The organism is Bacillus sp. FSL K6-2841, from assembly GCF_037976435.1.
GTDB classification, from domain to species: Bacteria; Bacillota; Bacilli; order Bacillales; family Bacillaceae; genus Bacillus; species Bacillus pumilus.
On the sequence record NZ_CP150266.1, the window covers coordinates 455,118 to 468,036 of the forward strand.

Consider the following 12,919-nt stretch of genomic DNA (forward strand, 5'->3'; position numbering starts at 1 on the left):
TTCAGAATAATAAAAAAGACATAAAGGGGATGGATGACAATGAGTCAAACGACTACAAACCGTTTTTCAACAGAAGAATGGCAGGGGAAAAGAGATCAATACGTCGCAAGAGGCGTGAGTAATGGCAACCGTCATCTTGCAGCAAAGGGGAAGGGTGCCGAGCTGTTCGATATCGATGGGAAACGTTTTATCGATTTTGCTGGCGCAATCGGTACGTTAAATGTAGGCCATTCACATCCAAAGGTTGTGGAAGCCGTCAAAGCACAAGCAGACAGCCTGATTCACCCAGGATTCAATGTGATGATGTACGAATCGTATATCGAATTGGCAGAGAAGCTATGCCGCCTTACACCAGGTGACCATGACAAGAAAGCCATTTTCCTTAATTCAGGTGCAGAAGCTGTTGAAAATGCGGTGAAAATTGCACGTAAATATACGAAAAGACAGGCCGTGGTCTCGTTTACAAGAGGCTTCCACGGCAGAACGAATATGACGATGAGCATGACGAGTAAGGTCAAGCCATATAAATTTGGGTTCGGACCATTTGCGTCAGAGGTGTATCAAGCGCCATACCCGTATTACTATCAGAAGCCAGAAGGATTAAGTGATGCAGCCTACGATGAGTACATCATTGATCAATTCAATCAATTCTTCGTCGCTGCCGTTGCACCAGAAACCGTTGCGTGTGTGGTCATGGAACCAGTCCAAGGGGAGGGCGGATTCATTGTACCATCGAAGCGTTTTGTTCAGCATGTAGCTTCATTCTGTCAGGAGCACGGGATTGTGTTTGTTGCAGATGAAATCCAAACTGGCTTTGCAAGAACAGGTAAATATTTTGCCATTGAGCACTTTGATGTGGTGCCGGACTTAATCACTGTGTCAAAATCTCTTGCTGCTGGGTTGCCGCTAAGCGGTGTTGTCGGCAGAAAAGAACTGCTTGATGCGGCAGATCCAGGGGAGCTAGGGGGAACATATGCAGGAAGTCCATTAGGCTGTGTGGCAGCGCTAGCGGTTCTTGATATTATTGAAACAGAACAACTGAATCAACGATCTGAACACATTGGACAAGTCATTGAGGAGAAAGCAAATGATTGGAGAGTGGCGTATCCATTCATTGGGGAAGTCCGCCGGTTAGGGGCAATGGCGGCAATCGAAATTGTAGAAGATCAAACTACGCGTACACCAGATAAGAAAACAGCCGCAGCGATTGCATCATATGCAAACGAGCACGGACTTCTCTTATTAACGGCAGGGATTAATGGGAATATTATTCGCTTCTTAACACCACTTGTCATCACAGATGAGCTGCTTCATGAAGGACTAGGGATCATCGAGGACGCCTTCAAAGCACGCTAAACAACAAAGGGGGATGGTTGTATGCAAAAACAACAAATGGCTAAAACCATGTCGCAGTCTGACGTACTGTTTTTATCCATTGGTGCAATGCTTGGATGGGGCTGGGTTGTACTTTCGGGAGATTGGATTTTAACAGCTGGATTTTTAGGCAGTGTGATTGCCTTCGTTATAGGTGGTATTCTCGTCATCTTTATTGGACTGACGTATGCTGAACTTTCGTCTGCGATTCCAGAGACGGGAGGAGGGCTTGTCTTTGTCCAGCGGGCATTTGGGATGAAATCCGCTTTTGTCTCGGCATGGGGCGTGTTGTTTGGCTATGTTTCGGTCATTACGTTTGAAGCAGTCGCACTGCCAACTGTTATTGATTATGTTATTCCAACACAGCATGTTGGCTTTCTATGGAATATAGGGGGATGGGACGTTTATTTTACATGGGTGTTGATTGGATCTGGCGGTGCTTTATTTTTAACAGCGCTTAACTACATTGGTGCCAAGCCAGCCGCTATTTTTCAATCTGTTTTTACAGTGGCCATTATCCTGACAGGTTTTCTTCTTTTAGGCGGCGCCACATTTAACGGAAATCTAGCAAACCTTGAGCCGATGTTTCAAGGCGGGGTTGGCGGTCTCATGGCAGTTTTAGTGATGATTCCCTTTTTATTCGTTGGCTTTGATGTCATTCCTCAAGTGGCGGCGGAGATCAATGCGCCAAAGAAAATCATTGGGAGAATTTTAATTATCTCTATCGTGAGTGCGGTCGTATTTTATCTGCTTATTGTCTTTGGAGTAGCTGCGGGGCTGTCAAAAGGACAGCTTGAAGCCTCTTCCTTGGCGACAGCAGATGCCATGGTGCAGCTTCTCGGTCATCAAGCATTTGGGACAGTGCTTGTCATTGGCGGTGTAGCAGGGATTGTAACGAGCTGGAATGCTTTTATCATCGGTGCAAGTCGTATTTTATACGCGATGGCGGAAAGAGGCATGATTTCCAAATGGTTTGCGTATATTCATCCAAAGTATAAAACGCCGACAAATGCCATTTTATTTCTTGGTGCTTTGGCCTTTTTCGCTCCATTATTAGGGCGCCCTGCCCTCGTATGGATTGTCAATGCAGGCGGTGTCGGGATCATCGTCGGCTACTTAATTGTGTCCATTGCTTTTATGAAACTTCGTAAAGCAGAACCAGAACTTGAGCGTCCATACCGCATTAAATATTGGCGGACGACAGGCGTTTTAGCCATCGGGCTGAGTCTCCTTTTTCTTTCATTTTATTTTCCAGGGATGCCGGCCTCCTTATCATGGCCAGCTGAATGGATATTGCTTTTAGGTTGGGCACTCATTGGGTATATACTATATGTAATGAATCCAAGAACGAAGGAGACGGTAGAGCATGACAAACGAACTCAAAGTGTATAATCCTGCAACAGGAGAAGAAATTGCTTCAGTTGCTCAGCATACAAAAGAACAGATTGAAGATGCGATCACTCGCTCACATAAAGCATTCAAAACATGGGCAAAAACGTCAGCACATGAACGTGCCAATATCATTCGCAAGTGGTTTGATCTCATGATTGAACATAAAGAAAGGCTCGCAAAAATCATCACTGAAGAAAACGGGAAGCCGTATCAAGAAGCATTAGGAGAAATCGTTTATGCGGCTGGATATATTGAATGGTACGCAGAGGAAGCCAAACGAATCTACGGCAGAACCATTCCGTCACATACGGCGAACAAGCGCCTTTTTGTCACAAAGCAGCCAGTGGGTCCTGTTGCGGCCATTACACCGTGGAATTTCCCCGCAGCCATGATCACGAGAAAGGCAGCACCAGCACTTGCGGCGGGCTGTACCTTTATTGTGAAGCCTGCTGAAGACACGCCGCTGACGGCTATTGAACTTGTGAAATTAGGCCACGAAGCCGGAATTCCAGAGGATGCTCTGCAATGGGTGGTTGGAGATGGAAAAGAAGTCGGTGAAATATTCACAGATAGCCCATTGATTCGCAAAATCACGTTCACAGGCTCAACGCCAGTCGGAAAGCATTTGATCAAAAACAGTGCAAGTACAGTCAAGCACGTATCAATGGAGCTTGGCGGTCATGCCCCGCTCATCGTAGACAAAGATGCCAATCTTGAACTAGCTGTCAAACAAGCAGTGGCATCTAAGTTCCGTAATGCAGGACAAACCTGTGTCTGTGCCAACCGCTTAATTGTGCATGAAGACATTCATGAATCATTTGCGCAAGTCTTTAGCAAAGAGGTCGAAAAGCTGAAAGTGGGAAATGGCTTTGAAGAAGGCACATCCATCGGCCCAATTATCAACAAGCGCGGCTTTGATAAAATTGTCAGCCAAATTCAAGATGCAGTCGAAAAAGGGGCGAAAATCCTTGTCGGCGGAGATACGCATTTCGATGATGACAAGTCGTATTATTTTGTCCAGCCAACGGTTCTCACACATGTGGACCCTTCGATGAACATTATGCATGAAGAAACCTTTGGGCCAGTGGCACCGATTACGACATTCAAAACGCTAGATGAAGCGATTGAATTAGCGAACGATACACCGTTTGGTCTTGCAGCTTATTTCTTTACAGAGAATTATCGAAACGGCCTCTACATCTCAGAGAATCTTGATTACGGGATTATTGGCTGGAATGATGGCGGCCCATCGGCTGTTCAAGCACCATTCGGAGGAATGAAAGAAAGCGGAATTGGCCGTGAAGGCGGCATCGAAGGGATCGAGCCTTATTTAGAAACCAAATATGTATCCATTGGTTTAGACGAATAAACGTGAAAGAGACTGCCTGAGGAATCTGGCAGTCTCAGCGTGTAGACAAACCCTCGCATTCGGTGTCAGGTCTGCGCTTCGGTGCTCACGAATGTCAAATTCGCTCCGCTCCGGTGCTCGTCCTTCCTAGCCTGCAAAGGTTTTCTATCACGCTGAAAAGAAGACAAAGGGCTAAAATAAAGATCATTTTAGCCCTTTGTCAACAATCTGAGACTGCCTGATGTATCTTGGCAGTCTTTTTTATGTTAAACAGCCGGCGGAAAAAGCTGCTCAACCGTTTCTTTTGTTTCTTTCATAATTTCGTGGATGTAATCTGCTGGTGCCTGCTCCATGCTGCTGAACAAAAGTCGTTCAACAGGCTCAATACCAATAAAATTGAAGACATCTGTATCCGTTGTCATGCGATGGGAGGCGGGAACGATTCGGTTAGCGTCAAGAAAGGATCTTGGAGCATCGTGCGTGTTGATTATGACACCTTTTTTGTGTCGAAGCAGGTTATCAATAGCCCCGTGCTCATTGATTTGATAAGCGAAGCCCTCAGAAAAAACGCGTTCTACATAGCCCTTTAGCATAGCGGGTAAGCCTGTCCACCAAATGGGGAAAATAAATGTTAGGACATCTGCTTTCTGAATCAGCTTCTGCTCTGTTTGAATGGTAATGGGGACATCACCCCGTTTGATCGCAGCCTTTTCCAAGATGTTTAGTTCTGGTGAAAAACCAAGAGCATAAACATCACGAACAGTCACTTGATGACCATTGTTCAAAAGAGTGCTGACAACAAGATCTAATAGGGTTTGATTTAAGCTTTGCTGGGGATGAGCAAATATAATTAGATGGTTCATCTTATAGCCTCCTAGGTGGTCATGTGTCTCATTATGGCATGCGTCATCATCCTATTCAATCCTATGTTGGTAATAATAGGCTGAGGAAATGGGAGTTGATCGTCCTAGCTTGCATTTCGTGTTCAAGCAAGGTGGAAAAACAAAGCGATCGTTTCCGTGAAAACGATCGCTTACAAATGAATTATTTCTTTCTAAAAGCAAGCACAAGCGCAATCAGTGCTACGACTAGAGCAGCAATGGACAACCCTAGCACAAGTGGTGAAGGAGAATTAGAGGCTGTTTCAGATGCCTTTTCTTCTTTTGGTTTTTCTTGACCATGGGAATCCGTTACCGTATTAGATGCGACAATGTTTGTGATCGAATGCGGCTTATCAGCATCTTTATCGCCAGTCCATTCAACGACCGTTCCATCCTTATAATATTGATATGCATCCCATGCAGCTTCACCTGTTTTTTCAGGGTTTTTTGCTACAAAAACGAATTGCTGGAACTGTCCGGCAAGCACGCCTTTACCAGTTGCTTCCCAAGTCACTCTTGTTACCTTGCCATCTTTTTCTTCAGTTGACGTTTTCCATCCAGGGACAGGCTCATATTGTTGGAATTCTACGCCTTTAGGTATTGTCACGACAACCTTAGTCGTTGGACTGTCACTCTCAGAAGGGACTTTTAACGTATAGGTTTCCCAAGCATTTGTCGCAGACGTATCAGGTTTGACTGTGACGTGAGCACTCACAGGAATCGCCAATAAAAATGAAACGAGAAGCATTGGTAATAAAGCTTTAACATATTTTTTCATATGGTATGAACTCCTTTTAGTTTCTTCTAATAAATGTGGTATCGATATTTTCAAAAGAACCAGTTAACGCATGGATTTCAATTTTCCAAGTACCTTTTTCATTTAACAAGAGGTTTTCAGCAGAGTAATGACCATTTTTTAATCGTTTCAGCTGAAATTCACTCGGTTTCTCTTCACCGAATAAGGCGACTTTATGGATCTTGGCTGACACAGATTGAATATCTGTAATCGTTTGTCCATCCTTCTTTGTAAATGCGACCTCGAATGTGTTTTTACCCGGGGCATTCGGGGTAATGCTCATGGACACAATGTCACGATGCTCCACTTGGTTTGCGCCGAAGAATGGCTCAGGTGCAGGCGGAGGAGGGCTCGGAATATTGGTGAATACAGCTGTTAATAACAAAATAGCGATTCCGATGATCCACTCAGCTCGTAACGAAACGTTTTGTTTCTGTTTCTTTTCCCATCTCAGCATCAAGTAATGAACAAGCCCAAGAAGGCCCATCAAGATAAATAAACCAAGCTTGATTAAAAAGGTTCGACCGTATGCTGATTCGAAAAGAGCATCAAACGATTGCAAAATAAAGATCGCATTCACAAATCCCGAAAACACAATGAGTCCAACAGAGAGCAGTGCCCAAGGGTGAAACGCCTTTAACGTATTCCGTATGAGCGGCTGATCTTCATTTGGCAGCTTCTTCAACAATAAAAGCACAATGGCTGTTAAACCACCGACCCAGATCGATGCAGAAACGAGATGGATAAAATCAAGTGACGTTGTCAGTATTTTATTATCAGTTGCCGCTGGATGTCCGATTTGTGCCTTCAGCCAGAGAAGTACTGCGAATAGGAGCAGTGGAAACAACCATACCCGAAAAGAAGTGAAATCCCCTTTTTTCATCGCAACGATGCTCCAAATGGTCAGAAGAACAAATGACACCATGAGCATCATCCACAAACTACCGCCAGAAGTCGATGCAATGGTTTCTTGTAAAAGCGATGGCTGAAATGCTCCCAAAAAGGACACGTCTGCCGCTGATTTTGTTTGAATCGGCAGCTGGAACACGAGTGCTCCGCCCATCATGATCAGTGACAATGTCAACAGCCATTTCATTCGTTTCGCTAATACAGGTGAAATCGCTGCACGAAACCAAAACAGTCCAAACAAAATGGTCCCGAGAAATAAGCTAAACGACGTATAAAGAAAGGCTTTGTCTATGGTCGAGGCAACATCAATCGATTCATTTGGTTGACCTTGATCTAATTGGTCAAAACCGCCATCCGCTTTGCCAATACTAAACGGGATCATGCCAGAGACAGAGTGTCCGTCTGCTGATACCGCATTCCACTGAATAGTATAAATCCCCTTTGGTAAATCCTTTTTTAAAGCAGCTTCCATGATTTTTTGATCTTTAATGACCGTATCTCCTTGATCCACACGATCCCCTTTTGCATTTAGCACCTTAATGGCATGAAATCCACTTTCGATTCCTTCACTAAATGTGATAGAGACCGAAGGAGGCTGCTTCTCCAGCTCTTCATTTGCTGCTGGATTCGAGCTGACGACGTATGCATGGGCAAATGCTTCCTTTGGAATGAAAAAAGCGAACGTGACGATAAGAAGCAGAAGCCACTTACTATGTTTCAACAAGTGTATAACCGCCTTTCTACCTATGAAAATGTCTCATGTATCAGAAAGAAAGCGGCAGTAAACTGTGGGTCACAGAAAAAACCGCTCCTCCTATTGTGCCGCTCACTCTAAAAGGTAAACGAAACAAACAGCAAGATGGTTCACTTTTTCTGTGTCGTGTCTGCGCAGACATTCTTGATTGAATAGGTTTGATCATGTATAAGCCTATTCGATTTGAGAAGAGGAAACAAGAAGTGACGATTTGAAAATTGTGAAATTCCAATGAATTTTGCGTCAAAACCACGGCACGTTAACCTTTTTACCCCGATTGCCCTATGTTCTGACAGAGAATTCACATCATATTTCAATTTTGTCACACACTAAGTGACAAAGTGACATTTAGTTTCAATTGAAGGGAAAGTGAAAGCGTTTTACGATAGGGATAAGGGCTTCACTGACACTTGTTCTTATATCTTTTGACCTATAAAGCCCTAAATAAAGGGAAAGAAGAAAGGAGTTTTCATAGATGCAGGAAAAAAGCGGATTCCGCGTAAAAGTACAGCGCTTTGGAAGCTATTTAAGCGGCATGATTATGCCGAATATTGGCGCATTTATCGCTTGGGGACTCATTACGGCATTATTCATTCCGAGTGGCTATTTGCCAAATGAACAATTAGCTTCACTTGTTGGTCCAATGATCAACTACTTACTGCCACTCTTAATTGGTTACACAGGCGGTAAACTCGTATACGACCATCGAGGCGGTGTACTCGGTGCAACCGCGACGATTGGGGTCATTGTCGGTTCGGACATTCCAATGTTTTTAGGTGCCATGATCATGGGACCACTTGGCGGTTACTTGATTAAGAAAATTGATCAGCTCTTCAAAGATCGAATCAAATCGGGCTTTGAGATGCTTGTGAATAACTTTACGGCAGGGATTCTAGGTGCCATTCTTGTCGCGATTGCCTTCTATGCTATCGGACCAGTTGTACTTGGTCTAAATAAAGCCCTTGCGGCAGGTGTAGATATCATTGTGAATGCACATTTGCTTCCGCTGGCAAGTATTTTCATTGAACCAGCGAAAGTCTTGTTCTTAAACAATGCGATTAACCAAGGGATCTTAGGTCCGTTAGGGGTAGAGCAAGCGGCGAAGACAGGGCAGTCTGTTCTGTTCTTGCTTGAAACTAACCCAGGACCAGGTTTAGGTGTTCTACTTGCATACATGTTCTTCGGAAGAGGGAATGCAAAGCAGTCTGCACCGGGTGCGATTGTCATTCAATTTTTAGGAGGGATTCATGAGATTTACTTCCCGTACATCTTAATGAAACCAAAGCTTATTTTAGCGGTAATTGCAGGGGGAGCGAGCGGCGTTTTGACCTTTACCCTGTTAAATGCAGGCTTAAAGGCTGTGCCGTCACCAGGAAGTATTATCGCCCTTATGCTGATGTCACCAAAAGGTGGACATCTTGCTGTTCTAGCAGGTGTCGTCGTGGCAGCCGTCGTCTCATTCCTTGTCGCTTCTGTGATTTTAAAAGCCTCAAAAGCAGTTGACGAAGACTTAACAGCCGCAACAGAAAAAATGCAGGACATGAAAGGGAAGAAAAGCGCAGCAGCCGCTGCTCTTACAGCACAAAAAGAAGACGCTGAAGCAAATGAGCAAGCAGCATCTCCAAGTGATGTCAATCCAGATGACGTGAACAAAATCATCTTTGCCTGTGATGCAGGAATGGGCTCAAGCGCGATGGGCGCATCCATCTTAAAGAATAAAGTCAAAAAGGCAGAGCTTGATATTGATGTGACAAATACATCCATCAGTAACATTCCAAATGATGCCGATGTGGTCTTCACTCATAAAGATTTAACAGACAGAGCCAAGGCAAAACTGCCAGGCGCTGTGCATATCTCAGTCGATAATTTCTTAAACAGCCCGAAATACGATGAGCTGATTGAGAAATTGAAAAAATAACATGACGAAACGGGTTGAGTTCAATTTTTCTTCATTGAACTCCCCGTTTTGGTTGTTTTCCTGATTTTCCATTCTAAAAAAAGGTGTGATCATTCATGAAACAAGTACTATCAAAAGACAATATTTTTCTAAACGAACAAGCAGGCTCGAAAGAAGAAGCCATTAAAAAAGCAGGCGAAGTCCTAGTGGCAAATGGCTATGTCACAAGTGATTATGTTGACAAAATGTTTGAAAGAGAAAATATTTCGTCTACATTTATGGGCAACGGGATTGCGATTCCTCATGGAACAGAGGATGCGAAAGCAGCTGTCCTTCATTCTGGGATTTCCATCATTCAAATTCCAGATGGCGTTGAATACGGCGAAGGAAATATCGCCAAAGTCGTCTTTGGCATCGCAGGTAAAAACAACGAACACCTCGATATTCTTTCTCAAATTGCGATTGTTTGTTCAGAAGAGGAAAATGTAGAACGCATCATCCATGCGAAGGATCAGGATGAACTGATCGCCATCTTTAACGAGGTGAACTAGCATGAAGGCACTTCATTTTGGAGCAGGGAATATTGGCAGAGGGTTTATCGGATCTTTGTTAAAAGCATCAGGCTTTGAGCTTGTCTTTACCGATGTAAATGAAGCGGTCATCAACGAGTTGAATGCACGAGGAGAATACACGGTTGAACTAGCAGCACCAGGTCAGAAGCAAGAAGTAGTCGGCCCAGTGACAGCGATCAATTCTGCACAAGACCCAGCGGCATTAACAGAGGCTGTGGCATCAGCCGATTTGATTACAACTGCTGTTGGACCAGCTGTTTTGAAGATCATTGCTTCATCTATTGCTGAAGGATTAAAACAGAAAAAACCTGACCATATCATCAACATCGTGGCATGTGAAAATATGATTGGGGGCAGCTCTCATTTAAAAGAAGCCGTTTTCTCTCATCTAACAGAAGAGGAACAAAAAGCATTGTCACAAACAGTTGGTTTTCCAAACGCTGCTGTGGACCGCATTGTACCGATTCAGCACCATGAGGATATTTTAAAAGTATCAGTCGAGCCTTTTTTTGAGTGGGTCATTGATGAGACTGCCTTTATTGGGGACGTTCCTCAGATTGACGGAGCGACCTTTGTACAAGATTTGACACCTTATATTGAGCGCAAGCTCTTTACTGTCAATACAGGACATGCGCTAGCAGCTTATGTCGGATATCAGCAAGGCGTTCAAACGATTAAAGAAGCCGTCGATACACCAGAGATTCGCCAAGTGGTTGAAGGTGCACTTCACGAAACGGGCCGTTATTTAATCGACACATATGGTTTTGAAAAAGAAGAACATGATGCGTATATTCAAAAAATCATCAAGCGATTCGAAAATGCTTTTATCTCCGACGAAGTCACTCGTGTCGCACGCTCTCCTCTTAGAAAGCTGGGAGCAGATGACCGTTTAATCGGTCCAGCGAAAAAGATCAAGCAGCCAGTGTACTTAATCAAAGGCATTGCTGCAGCTCTCGCTTATGACTTTACCGAAGACGAAGAAGCGGTTCGTTTGCAGGCATTAAGAAAAGAAAAAGGCATTGAAGGTGTACTGAAAGAAGTATGTGGCCTCACGCCAACAGACGATCTCTACCAAGCCATTCTTAAAGAAACAGCTCGATAATTAGAAAATCCCTTTCCAACGAGTGAAAGGGGTTTTTTAATGACCTTTTTAATACTTTACCCCGTTTGTCGATATATGAAGTAAGGGGGAATTTGTATATGAAAAGGAAAATGTTTGCATCAAGAAGTGTCTTTTTTCAATTAATGTCTGCCATTATCGTCATCACGATTTTAACGGGCGGACTTGTTGGAACAACGGGGTATTTGTTAGCGAAACATGTCTTAATTGATGCGGGAAAAGCAGATCTAAAGCACATCGTCAGCGGAGCAATGGCTACACTTGAACAGTTGAATGATCGTGTAGAGAAAAAAGAACTGACGCTTGAACAGGCACAGGAACAAGCCCGTATTTACTTGAGCGGGCCCAAAAATGACAACGGGAAAGGGTACCAATTTCAAAAATCAGATTTTATTTATAAAAATAAAGGCTATCTTGTCGCATATGGAGCAGATTATTCCTCTCAAGTCCATCCTGTCAATGACATTGGCGTCATTCCAGATAACACGACCAATCGTGAAAAAATGGTCGCTGGAGCCAAATCAGAAGGCGAGGATGCACACTATGTGACCTATTTAGATAAGGACGATGCCACTGGGGAAGAAAAGCAAAAGCTTGCCTATATGAGCCAGTTCACGCCCTGGAATTGGAGTATCGGCATTGCCGTCTTTCAGGATGAATTTTATAAAGAATTAGAGCAGATGAAGCTCTATATCATGCTCATTACAGCAGGTGTCGCTCTTCTCAGTCTTGGCGTCTTTTATTTAGCTGCTCGAGGAAAGGTCAGACTGCTCAAACAAGTCACTGCTGCTTCAAAAGAAATTGCGGCGGGGAATCTTGAACGCACAAGTTTAAAAGAAACAACAGATGAGATTGGACAGCTGGCAAAAGGCTTTAATCATATGTCAGGAGAACTCCGGACACTTGTCAGCGGTCTACAGGAGACGAGCAGTCAACTCGTCGAATCAGCGACAGATTTATCAGCAATATCTGAAGAAACCTCAGCCAGCAGTGAAGAGATTGGACGAGCGATTGGTGACATATCGACTGGAACACTTCATCAGGCATCTGACCTTGATGTAGCCAATCAACAAATGACCCAGTTCAATCAATCGATTGAGAACGTCAAAGAACAAAGTGACCAAATTAAACAAATCTCTGACCAATCGAGTCAATCATCTCAGCAGGGTCAGCAAATTGTTCAGCAATTAAAGCAATCAAATGAACAATCCATTCAAGCATCTCAAGGCATTAGAGCAGGCATTGAGCAATTAAGTACAAAAGTACAGGATATCTCTAAAATTACAGATACGATTGAAAGCATTTCAAACGAGACGAATTTACTTGCGCTGAATGCCAGCATTGAAGCAGCACGCGCAGGAGAGCACGGCAAGGGCTTCTCGGTTGTGGCGAGTGAAGTAAGGAATTTAGCTGAGCAAACAAAACAATCAGCAGTGCAAATTCAGCAAATGGTACAAGGCATTAAAGAAGAAACGACGGCAACAGCCGGCATGATGTCAAACACAATGGATCGTTTCGCTGAGTTAGATGAAGCGGTACATGCGACAGAACATGAATTCAATGCCATTTCTACGTCGATTTCACAAACCATCGTTGAAACAGACGCCATGGCAAAAGAGCTGAATGCATTGCTGGAGCAAAACGACCTCATCACAAAAGCCATGCAAGGCGCAGCCCATATTTCTCAAGAAAATGCCGCTGCGATCGAAGAGATTACCGCATCCACAGACGAACAGGTGACAGCCATCTCCAATGTGGCAAAAGCAGCAGAAAGACTCAATGAACTAAGCATACGGTTGAATCACGATATTGCGCGTTATCGTCTATAAACCATTTTGACTGAACGTCTTTTGTCAGGTACTATATAAGGAATCAA

10 protein-coding genes are annotated in these 12,919 nt (G+C 43.8%); 7 read left to right on the forward strand and 3 right to left on the reverse strand.

What is annotated here, in order from left to right:
* The first annotated feature begins 39 nt into the window (after positions 1-39).
* The 3 genes from gabT to MHH68_RS02210 are packed head-to-tail and all read left to right on the forward strand — an operon-like array spanning position 40 to position 4,135.
* Complete coding sequence (gabT, locus tag MHH68_RS02200; RefSeq protein ID WP_058015330.1) at positions 40-1,356, forward strand: 4-aminobutyrate--2-oxoglutarate transaminase; 1,317 nt, start codon at positions 40-42, stop codon at positions 1,354-1,356.
* A 21-nt stretch (positions 1,357-1,377) separates the two neighbouring features.
* Positions 1,378-2,766 (forward strand): APC family permease, encoded by a 1,389-nt coding sequence (locus MHH68_RS02205; RefSeq protein ID WP_289406128.1) that lies wholly within the window; start codon positions 1,378-1,380, stop codon positions 2,764-2,766.
* Positions 2,741-4,135 carry an NAD-dependent succinate-semialdehyde dehydrogenase gene (locus tag MHH68_RS02210; RefSeq protein ID WP_058015332.1) on the forward strand — a complete coding sequence of 465 codons (1,395 nt, stop codon included), beginning with the start codon at positions 2,741-2,743 and terminating at the stop codon, positions 4,133-4,135. Before MHH68_RS02205 ends, MHH68_RS02210 begins: the two co-directional genes overlap by 26 nt.
* A 245-nt stretch (positions 4,136-4,380) precedes the next feature.
* On the opposite strand, the gene MHH68_RS02215 is transcribed toward MHH68_RS02210, so the two are convergent.
* From MHH68_RS02215 to MHH68_RS02225, 3 genes are all read right to left on the reverse strand, one after another.
* A complete protein-coding gene (locus tag MHH68_RS02215) occupies positions 4,381-4,977 on the reverse strand; it encodes an NAD(P)H-dependent oxidoreductase (protein WP_339164930.1) in 597 nt (198 codons plus the stop codon).
* A gap of 181 nt (positions 4,978-5,158) precedes the next feature.
* The gene (locus tag MHH68_RS02220; protein WP_339164932.1) at positions 5,159-5,773 is read right to left on the reverse strand and encodes a DUF1775 domain-containing protein; all 615 of its coding nucleotides are present in this window, start codon (positions 5,771-5,773) and stop codon (positions 5,159-5,161) included.
* 16 nt (positions 5,774-5,789) lie between these two features.
* On the reverse strand, positions 5,790-7,424 hold the full coding sequence (locus tag MHH68_RS02225) for a copper resistance CopC/CopD family protein (protein ID WP_339164934.1): 1,635 nt from the start codon (positions 7,422-7,424) through the stop codon (positions 5,790-5,792).
* Between the two features lie 505 nt (positions 7,425-7,929).
* Between MHH68_RS02225 and MHH68_RS02230 the strand changes: the two genes are divergently transcribed.
* From MHH68_RS02230 to MHH68_RS02245, 4 genes are all read left to right on the forward strand, one after another.
* Positions 7,930-9,372 (forward strand): PTS mannitol transporter subunit IICB, encoded by a 1,443-nt coding sequence (locus MHH68_RS02230; protein WP_058015335.1) that lies wholly within the window; start codon positions 7,930-7,932, stop codon positions 9,370-9,372.
* Between the two features lie 95 nt (positions 9,373-9,467).
* Positions 9,468-9,902, forward strand: a complete 435-nt coding sequence (locus MHH68_RS02235) for a PTS sugar transporter subunit IIA (protein ID WP_012008933.1) — start codon at positions 9,468-9,470, stop codon at positions 9,900-9,902.
* A 1-nt stretch (position 9,903) separates the two neighbouring features.
* Positions 9,904-11,025, forward strand: a complete 1,122-nt coding sequence (locus tag MHH68_RS02240) for a mannitol-1-phosphate 5-dehydrogenase (RefSeq protein WP_268467714.1) — start codon at positions 9,904-9,906, stop codon at positions 11,023-11,025.
* A 98-nt stretch (positions 11,026-11,123) separates the two neighbouring features.
* Positions 11,124-12,872: a methyl-accepting chemotaxis protein gene (locus MHH68_RS02245; protein WP_306011730.1), complete on the forward strand. Its 1,749-nt coding sequence runs from the start codon at positions 11,124-11,126 to the stop codon at positions 12,870-12,872.
* The last annotated feature ends 47 nt before the right edge of the window (positions 12,873-12,919 follow it).

Bases quoted from the DNA above. Each gene is read 5' to 3' on its own strand.
- gabT (WP_058015330.1), top strand. From the start codon at position 40: ATGAGTCAAACGACTACAAACCGTTTTTCAACAGAAGAATGGCAGGGG.
- MHH68_RS02205 (WP_289406128.1), top strand. From the start codon at position 1,378: ATGCAAAAACAACAAATGGCTAAAACCATGTCGCAGTCTGACGTACTG.
- MHH68_RS02210 (WP_058015332.1), top strand. From the start codon at position 2,741: ATGACAAACGAACTCAAAGTGTATAATCCTGCAACAGGAGAAGAAATT.
- MHH68_RS02215 (WP_339164930.1), bottom strand. From the start codon at position 4,977: ATGAACCATCTAATTATATTTGCTCATCCCCAGCAAAGCTTAAATCAA.
- MHH68_RS02220 (WP_339164932.1), bottom strand. From the start codon at position 5,773: ATGAAAAAATATGTTAAAGCTTTATTACCAATGCTTCTCGTTTCATTT.
- MHH68_RS02230 (WP_058015335.1), top strand. From the start codon at position 7,930: ATGCAGGAAAAAAGCGGATTCCGCGTAAAAGTACAGCGCTTTGGAAGC.
- MHH68_RS02235 (WP_012008933.1), top strand. From the start codon at position 9,468: ATGAAACAAGTACTATCAAAAGACAATATTTTTCTAAACGAACAAGCA.
- MHH68_RS02240 (WP_268467714.1), top strand. From the start codon at position 9,904: ATGAAGGCACTTCATTTTGGAGCAGGGAATATTGGCAGAGGGTTTATC.
- MHH68_RS02245 (WP_306011730.1), top strand. From the start codon at position 11,124: ATGAAAAGGAAAATGTTTGCATCAAGAAGTGTCTTTTTTCAATTAATG.